Source organism: Myxococcus sp. CA039A, from assembly GCF_013336645.1.
Classification (GTDB): domain Bacteria; phylum Myxococcota; class Myxococcia; order Myxococcales; family Myxococcaceae; genus Myxococcus; species Myxococcus llanfairpwllgwyngyllgogerychwyrndrobwllllantysiliogogogochensis.
The window spans coordinates 1-7,649 of the sequence record NZ_JABUMQ010000439.1 but is presented as its reverse complement, the minus strand read 5'-3'; the positions used below and the strand labels follow the sequence as shown (position 1 = coordinate 7,649).

The window sequence follows — 7,649 nt, the reverse complement described above, 5'->3', positions numbered from 1 at the left end:
CGCCTCCCCCTCCGCCGCCCGTCACCGACACCAGCCACACCGTGGCCCAGCCGGATGAGCAGCCGGCCACCGCCGTGCTGCCGCTCATCGTCGCCCAGCCCTCCGATGGCGCCCTCACCCTCTCCGGAAAGCTGTCCGGCGCCTATGTCCAGCCGGGCGCCAGCGAGGCCTTCGCGTGGATGGAAATCAAGGCCCGCCCCATCGAGAGCGGACGCCGCGTCCCGGTGAACATGGCCCTGGTGGTGGACCGCTCCGGCTCCATGGAGGGGCAGAAGCTCACGGACGCCAAGCGCGCCGCCGCCGAGTTGGTGAGCCGCCTCACCCCCGAGGACCGTCTGGCGTTGATCCACTACGGCACCGACACGAAGGTCATCGCCAGCCGGCTCGTCACGGACGCCTTCCGCGAGGAGCTGCTCGCCGCCATCAGCGCCATCCGCGCGGATGGCTCCACCAACATCAGCGGCGGACTCTCCGATGCGGCCACCGCGCTGCGCGGCCACCTCGCCCAGTACCGCGTCAGCCGCGCCATCCTGCTGAGTGACGGCCAGCCGACGACGGGCTTCGTGACGGAGCCGGAGCTCTTCAACCTCACGCGCAGCCTGCGCGACGAGGGCATCACCGTCAGCGCGCTCGGCGTGGGCGAGGACTTCCAGGCCAGCCTCATGCGCGGCATGGCCGAGCAGGGCGGCGGGTTCTCCGGCTTCATCGACAACTCCGCCCGGCTGGCGGAGGTCTTCTCCCGAGAGCTGGACCAGGCCACCAGCACCGTCGCCCGCCGCGTGGAGCTGCGGCTGACCCTGCCCCCGGGCGTTCGCGACGTGGAGGTCATGGGCCTGCCCACCACCCGCGAGGGCAACGTCGTGAAGGTGCCGCTGTACGACCTGGCCAGCGCGCAGTCCGTGCGTGTCGTCGTGAAGCTGACGCTGAGAGCGACGGCCTCCACCGAGCCCATGCGGCTGCTCGACGCCACCGTGCGCTACCTGGACGTGGCCCGCGACGCGACGGCGGAGGCGACGCTGCCCCTGACCGCCCAGGTCACCGAGGACGCCGCCCTGGTGCGCGCCCACCTGGACCGGGACGTGCGCGTGCACGCGGTGCGAGCGTTGGGTACCCAGCAGATGCGCGCCGCCGTGGAGGAGATGAAGCGGGGCAACCGGAAGGCCGCCGTCGGTCTGCTGGGCAACGCCAAGAAGCTTTTTGGCTCGTCCCCCTCCGCGCTGTCGGGGGAGCTTGCGGAGCTGGACCAGACAGAGGCAGCCTATGGGCGGGCGTCGAATGACGGTGACGTTCGCCGCGAGTCGCTGAACCTCTACAAGAAGACGATGAAGAACTTCGGCGAGAACAACGCCTATTAGTCAGGACGGTGCAGCCCCCATGGCCCTCTCCCTGCAGTTCCTCCACCGCGAGGAGTTTGAATCCCGCACCTTTCGCGCGCTGGGGGGAGGAGCCTGCATGGGCATCTTCGCGGCGCTCGCGCTGCGCGTCTGGGAGCCCTTCACGCCCATCGTCCGGCTGACGCTGGAGCCGGGCTACTTCGCGGTGGTGGCCGCCGCGCTCGCCGCCGCGAGGCCCCTGAAGGGCTACGGGCTGGGCCTGCGCGCGGCGCTCACCGTGCTGCCCGTCTTCCCCTTCCTCTTCTCCGCGCCCCACCCGCTGCCCCAGAGCCTGGCGGCCTGCATCGCCGCGGCGCTGGTGACGTGGCTCGGCAACGGCCGTGACGCCGCGGGAAGCTCCACCGCCGTCGCCGCGAGCGCCGCCGCCGCCGGCATCCTCGCCCCGGTGGGCCTGTACGTGCAGCAGGTGCTGGATGCCCGCTTCCTGGGCGACATGAACCTGGTGTCCCTGGTGGTCGGCTTCGCCTGCGTGGCCCTCTTCTGGAGCATCGGCACGCTGCCCTCGCACCTGGTGCTGCACACCGACACGGTGGAGGCCCGGGGCCTGGCGCTCGGCGACACGCTCAAGGGCGAGGCGCGGGAGCTGGCCGCGCGCGCGCTCGGGCTGTACCAGCAGTGCAAGACGGCGGTGCTGCGCATGCCCGCGAGCACCGGGCGGCAGGAGCTGGTGGGCGTGCTGGAGAAGATGGCGTCGGAGAGCTTCTCGCTCGCGGAGGCCCACGCGGCGCTCACCGCGCAGCTGGACTCCGTCGTCGCCCATGACGTGGACGCGCAGGTGAAGGAGCTGCGAGCACGCGCCGCCGCCATCCAGGACACCATCGCCCGGCGCCAGTTGGAGCTCGCCGCGTCCTCACTGGGCGAGGAGCTCAACCACCTGGATGCCCTGAGCCGCAAGCGCGAGCGGCTGTTCGCCCAGCTCCACGCGCAGGTGGCGCTGCTGGAGCGCGCCCGCGTGTCCTTCATCGGCGTGCAGGGCCATGAGCTGGGCTCCAAGGGCGAGCAGGCCGCGCAGCTCGCGCGACGACTCAAGGGCCTGGGTGACGACTCCACCCAACCTCCCGCCCCCGAGGACGCGCAGGACACGCCGCGTCCCACCTCCGAGGCCACGCGCCTGCGGAGCTGACACCGCGCCCCTAGTTCTTCTTGGCCTTGCTCCGCGTCTTGCGCACGGCGACGCGGGCCGGCTGCTTGCGCTGGGTCTTCGCCCGGAAGCTGCCGGGGGGCGCGTGCAGCTCGTCGGCGATTCTCCGCTCGATGGCTTCTCGCGTGTCTCGCGCGACGATGAGCGCCGCCTCGATTTCCTCGCGCACCCGCGCCGCCTGCTCCTCCGCCGCGGCTCGGTACTCCGAGGTGGTCCGACGTAGGGCCAGTGTCCCTCGGTCCGCCGGCTCCACGCTCCGCGCCACCGCTGCCTGCCCCCGGGCCCTGCTCCCTCGCGACTTGTCTTCCCCTGCCTTTTCCGCCATGGGAGCCTCCACGCGCTGATCCCTTCCGTCGAAAGTGGGCCGTGGTCTCCTGTCGGGGAAGTCCGCCGCTCAACTCGGCCCCCATCCAGGCGGGAGGGCAGGCACCCAGCCGGCGGACCGGCAAGCAGCGGTGCTTCTCTTGCATCGCAGAAAAACGTAAAAGCAGGCCGGATGATTGTGGCGCAAGGGTGCCGGGCCCCTGCTACTCACAGCGACGCCGCATGGGCGGGCAGCGTCCAATTGCGAGGGATACCGTGGCGGTCAGCGAACCCTTTTCATTTCTGAAGCACCGGAAGCACAACCTGGACCGGATGACGCTGGGCGACCTCGTCTACTCGTTCTTCACGTACTACGCGGTCCTGGCCTACATCACCGTGGGCATCGTCAGCCTCGTGTACGCGGTGAAGTGGTTCGACAACCCGGTGCGCATGCTGCTGGCCATGCTGGCCGCGAGCGTGGTGTTCCCGTTCGGCTGGTACCTGGTCCACAAGAACATCCTGCACAGCCGCTTCCTCTATAAGACGCCCTTCACCGCGGCGACGTGGAAGCGCATCCACTTCGACCACCACCAGGACCCCAATGACTTGCGCGTGCTCTTCGGCGCGCTGGCCAACGTGCTGCCGACGGTGGGCGGCGTCATCGCGCCCATCGGCTATCTCATCGGCGGGAGGTCAGGAGCGGCGGCGGCGCTGGGCTGGGCGATGGTGATTACGTGTTTCTATGAGTTCTGCCACTGCATCCAGCACCTGAACTACACGCCGAAGCTGGGCTTCCTGAAAGAAATCAAGCGCCTGCACCTGTCTCACCACTACCACAACGAGCAGGGCAACTACGGCATCACCAACTACTTCTGGGACCGCCTCTTCGGGACCTTCTATTCGAAGGCCGGTGAGAAGCCCAAGAGCCCCACCGTCTTCAACCTGGGCTACACCGCCGAGGAGGCCAAGCGCTACCCGTGGGTGGACAAGCTCTCCAACGGCACGCGCGGTGATGACCACCCGCGCCGCTTCTGGCAGGGCAAGGAAGGCCAGGGCACGCAGCCGGAAGACGCTTCGGCGCGAGTGGGCGGCGAGCCGTAGACGAAGGGAAGCGGCGAGCCTCCTGAAGAGGCTCGCCGGAAGAGCTCACCCGCCCGACGCGGCTAGTACTTCACCGAGCCGTTGGGCAGCATCAGCGTCGAGTTGGACTTCTGCAGCGCCACCATGGAGCGCGCCATGTCCAGCACGAGCACCGCGCGGCCACGCACGGACAAGTCCCTCACGCGAGCCTCGAACGTCACCGGCGCCACCCGCGCGTCCAGCTCCGACGCCTGAGCGCCATTCCGGGCGAAGTCACCCAGCGCGTTGAAGTGCACGGTGATTTTGACCTTGTCGACGCCCGGCGGCACCGTGAAGCGCGCGGCCAGCGGCGAGTGGCCCGGCGTCGCCAGCTCCAGCATGTTCGACATCACCTGCACCGGCACGGGCTTGCCCTCGGCGGTGGTGATGAGCACGTCGGAGACGGGCACCTTCAGCGAGGTGTAGTCCGCGAGGCCCTCGCCCCTCACCCGCAGCTCGAAGCTCTGCGTGGAGGGAGTGCCGGGACCCTGCCCGCCGCCGGGGGTGGGGCCGGGGTTTTCACCGCCGGGAACGGGGCCCGGGTCCTGACCACCCGGAGCGGGGTCTTCACCACCAGGCACGGGCGTCTCCACACCCGGGTCGTCGCCCGGGAACGGGACGGAGTCATCACCGCTGCAGGCGGCGAGCACGAGGGCCGAGGCCCCCAGCGTGGACAGCAGGAACTTCTTCATGACGTGTCTCCTCGAAAGCTTTTGAGTGAATCGATGTCTGGAAGGTGTGTGTGGAACGGGGCTCAGGGAATGCAGATGAGGCCCGTGGGAATGGTGAAGTCGACGGCGAGCGCCTGGGCGGCCTGGGGCGTCGCGGGGCCCGGGTCGAAGCCACCGGGGAACGCACCGGCGTCACAGGAGTTGTTGTACGCGTCCAACTGCGTGTTGAGGGTTTCGAGCGTGGTGCAGTCGACGGAGCCCAGCGCGGTCAGCACGAGCGCGAGCAGGTTGGGCGGGACGGTGAGGCCGCCGAACAGGCGCTGGTTGCAGGTGGCCACCAGCATCTGACGGGCGACCAGGAAGCGGATGCGGTCCAGTTGGCTGCGCGGCAGGCCGGTGATGGGATACTTCGCCGGGTCACCCCACAGGAGGCCCTCCGCGCCCGGCAGCGTGGCGACGATGCCGATGCTGCCCAGGGGAATGGGGCCGCCAGCCAGGCACTGCTGCACCGCGGAGATGTGGCTCTTGTAGAAGCCCAGCGTCCGCGTCGCGGTGCACACTTCCGGCGGCGGCTGCACGCAGGTGATGCGCGCGGTGCACAGCGAGGAGCCCAGGTCGAACCCGGAGGTGAACACGTTGTCGATGTGGTCGTCCACCAGCCCATCGAGCAGCGCCAGCGTCCGGCAGTCGTCGTAGCTGTTGATCGTCAGCGCGAAGTTCGACGTCACCGACTGGCCCACCGGAATCACCACCGGCGGCGGCGGGATGAAGGAGAAGCCCTCCAACACCAGCAGCGGGTCCGCCGCCGTCAACAAGATGGACGGCAACGTCGGGTGGATGTTGTTGACCTGGAAGCTGAAGTTCGCCGTGAAGGGATACGTCGTGACCTGCACCGAGGACTGCCCGTTCACCAGCTTCGAACACGTCAAATCATGCGCTTCCGCCACACCCGCCAGCCCCACCACGGCGGCACACGCCGCACCCATCCAACCGCTCAACGCCTTCATTTTCTTGCCCCGTCCTGCTTCGTCTTCTCGAGCCGGGATGACTCGTGTCGGGGGGACCTTTTTCACCGGATGTGCCACGCGAGGGACGTGTCAGGTCGCCTCCACGCCGACGAACCCACCTCCCTGGAGGCCGAGCAGGCGCGACGCGAGGGCCCCTTGCGTGGAACTCGCGTTCCCCTCGGTGGGAACGACGCTTCCGACTCGAAAAGGCGATGACTTCTCCTCCTGGGAAAATCCCGGGAGCAGGCAGGCACGGAAGTGAGGCCTCTCGTTCCCAGGCTGAGGACTGGCCCGCACTTCCCGAGCGAATCCGACGTCACGGGGAGCATCTACGAAGACCTTCGTTGACATCTACGAACCCATTCGTATGATGAGTTCGTGGATGCTGGATGCGAGGAAGCCATGAGCGAGTCGAAGCTGCCGCGCCCCACGGATGGCGAGCTGGCCATCCTGAGGGTGCTGTGGGAGCGCGGTGACAGCACGGTGCGAGAGGTGCACGAGGCGCTTCACCGGCGAGAGCCGGCGGAGGCCACGGGCTACACGACGGTGCTGAAGCTGATGCAAATCATGACGGACAAGGGACTGGTGGCGCGCGACGAGTCCCAGCGCGCGCACGTGTACCGGGCCCATGCGACGGAGCAGCGCACGCAGCGGCAGCTGGTGACGGACCTGGTGGAGCGCGCCTTCGGCGGCTCTCCGGCCCGGCTGGCCATGCAGGCGTTGTCCTCGCGCAAGACGAGCCCGGAGGAGCTGGCCCAGTTGCGCCAGTTGCTCGATTCCATGGAAGGAGCGGACGAATGAGCAGCCTGGTGATGGAGTCGATGGGATGGGCGCTGGTGCACTCGCTCTGGCAGGGCACGCTGGTGGCGCTGGGGTTGGCGGTCGCGCTGATGACGGTGGGCCGGCGCGCGGCCAACGCGCGGTATGCGCTGGCGTGTGGCGCGCTGGTGCTGACCGTGGTGCTGCCAGTGGCCACGGGGTGGCGGCACGCGACGCAAGCACGCGCCACGCGGGCGGCCGAGCACGCCGTGTCCACGCGGGACCTCCGCCAGGAGTCGCTCGTCGCGGCGCGGACCCGGGCCATGGCGCGGTGGGACCGCTCCGCTCACACCGGGGTCTCCGAGCGCGAGCCCGCGCGGGCCGCGACTTCCGACTGGACCCGCATGGAGCCCGCGGGCCTGCTGACGCTGGTGGTGGAGCGGGTGCGCGAGTCACTGGCGGACCTGTTGCGCTGGGTGGTGCTCGCGTGGGTGGCGGGCGTGGGCCTGAGCTCCGGACGGCTGACGGCGGAGTGGGTGCAGTTGCGCCGGCTCGCGCGCCGTGCCCTGCCCGCGCCCCACGAGTGGCAGGAGCGGCTCGACACGCTGTCGCGTCGCCTGGGCCTTTCTCGCGCGGTGCGGCTGCTCCAGACGACCGAGGTGGACGTGCCCTCGACGGTGGGCTGGCTGTCTCCGGTGGTGCTGCTGCCGGTGTCCGCTCTCTCCGGCCTGCCCACCCGTCAGTTGGAGATGGTGCTGGCGCACGAGCTGGCCCACATCCGCCGGCATGACTTCGCGGTGAACCTGGCGCAGGTGGTGGTGGAGACGCTCTTCTTCTACCACCCGGCCGTGCGGTGGATGTCCAACGTCATCCGCGTGGAGCGCGAGCACTGCTGCGACGACGTGGCGGTGAGCGCCAGCGGCAACTCCGTCTCCTACGCTCGGGCCCTCACGGCGCTGGAGTCCCTGCGGGTGCTGCCCTCGTCGGAGCCGAGCCACGCGATGTCCGCGCTGGGCGGCTCGCTGCCCGAGCGCGTGCGCCGCCTGGTCTCTCCGCCCGCGCCGCGCTGCTCCTCCCGCTGGGTCGCGGGGGCGTCGGTGCTGACGCTCGTGAGCAGCCTCGCGGTGGCCGCGCCCCTGACGTCGCTGGTGCTGGGCCAGGCCCCCACCTCCGACGTGTCCAGGCCGGGCGTCGCGAACGCCGCCGTCCCCGCGCCGCCCGAGGCTTCCGAGCCTCCCGCGCCGCCGAGCCCGCG

Annotated in this window: 8 protein-coding genes; 5 read left to right on the top strand and 3 right to left on the bottom strand. The window is 69.9% G+C overall.

Features of this window, described 5'->3' with window-relative positions; genetic code table 11:
* Both HR086_RS42675 and HR086_RS42670 read left to right on the top strand, forming a co-directional pair.
* A partial coding sequence (locus HR086_RS42675; RefSeq protein ID WP_254626704.1) for a VWA domain-containing protein occupies positions 1–1,355 on the top strand: 1,355 nt, incomplete at its 5' end.
* Positions 1,356–1,374: 19 nt separating this feature from the next.
* Positions 1,375–2,517 carry a hypothetical protein gene (locus HR086_RS42670; protein WP_174455919.1) on the top strand — a complete coding sequence of 381 codons (1,143 nt, stop codon included), beginning with the start codon at positions 1,375–1,377 and terminating at the stop codon, positions 2,515–2,517.
* Positions 2,518–2,527: 10 nt separating this feature from the next.
* Here HR086_RS42670 and HR086_RS42665 read toward each other — a convergent pair whose 3' ends face one another.
* Positions 2,528–2,860, bottom strand: a complete 333-nt coding sequence (locus HR086_RS42665; RefSeq protein WP_246137061.1) for a hypothetical protein — start codon at positions 2,858–2,860, stop codon at positions 2,528–2,530.
* Positions 2,861–3,114: 254 nt separating this feature from the next.
* Between HR086_RS42665 and HR086_RS42660 the strand changes: the two genes are divergently transcribed.
* On the top strand, positions 3,115–3,939 hold the full coding sequence (locus HR086_RS42660) for a sterol desaturase family protein (protein ID WP_174468500.1): 825 nt from the start codon (positions 3,115–3,117) through the stop codon (positions 3,937–3,939).
* 62 nt (positions 3,940–4,001) lie between these two features.
* Here HR086_RS42660 and HR086_RS42655 read toward each other — a convergent pair whose 3' ends face one another.
* Complete coding sequence (locus tag HR086_RS42655) at positions 4,002–4,649, bottom strand: hypothetical protein (protein ID WP_174455921.1); 648 nt, start codon at positions 4,647–4,649, stop codon at positions 4,002–4,004.
* 62 nt (positions 4,650–4,711) lie between these two features.
* Positions 4,712–5,635: a hypothetical protein gene (locus HR086_RS42650; protein ID WP_174455922.1), complete on the bottom strand. Its 924-nt coding sequence runs from the start codon at positions 5,633–5,635 to the stop codon at positions 4,712–4,714.
* A 402-nt stretch (positions 5,636–6,037) separates the two neighbouring features.
* Between HR086_RS42650 and HR086_RS42645 the strand changes: the two genes are divergently transcribed.
* Together HR086_RS42645 and HR086_RS42640 are read left to right on the top strand one after the other, a co-directional pair.
* Positions 6,038–6,436 (top strand): BlaI/MecI/CopY family transcriptional regulator, encoded by a 399-nt coding sequence (locus HR086_RS42645; RefSeq protein ID WP_141641690.1) that lies wholly within the window; start codon positions 6,038–6,040, stop codon positions 6,434–6,436.
* Positions 6,433–7,649: M56 family metallopeptidase (locus HR086_RS42640; protein WP_174468499.1), on the top strand; the 1,217-nt coding region annotated here is incomplete at its 3' end. The genes HR086_RS42645 and HR086_RS42640, both read left to right, overlap by 4 nt.

Excerpts from the sequence above, each read along its gene's own strand:
- HR086_RS42670 (WP_174455919.1), top strand. The coding sequence starts at position 1,375 with ATGGCCCTCTCCCTGCAGTTCCTCCACCGCGAGGAGTTTGAATCCCGC.
- HR086_RS42665 (WP_246137061.1), bottom strand. The coding sequence starts at position 2,860 with ATGGCGGAAAAGGCAGGGGAAGACAAGTCGCGAGGGAGCAGGGCCCGG.
- HR086_RS42655 (WP_174455921.1), bottom strand. The coding sequence starts at position 4,649 with ATGAAGAAGTTCCTGCTGTCCACGCTGGGGGCCTCGGCCCTCGTGCTC.
- HR086_RS42650 (WP_174455922.1), bottom strand. The coding sequence starts at position 5,635 with ATGAAGGCGTTGAGCGGTTGGATGGGTGCGGCGTGTGCCGCCGTGGTG.
- HR086_RS42645 (WP_141641690.1), top strand. The coding sequence starts at position 6,038 with ATGAGCGAGTCGAAGCTGCCGCGCCCCACGGATGGCGAGCTGGCCATC.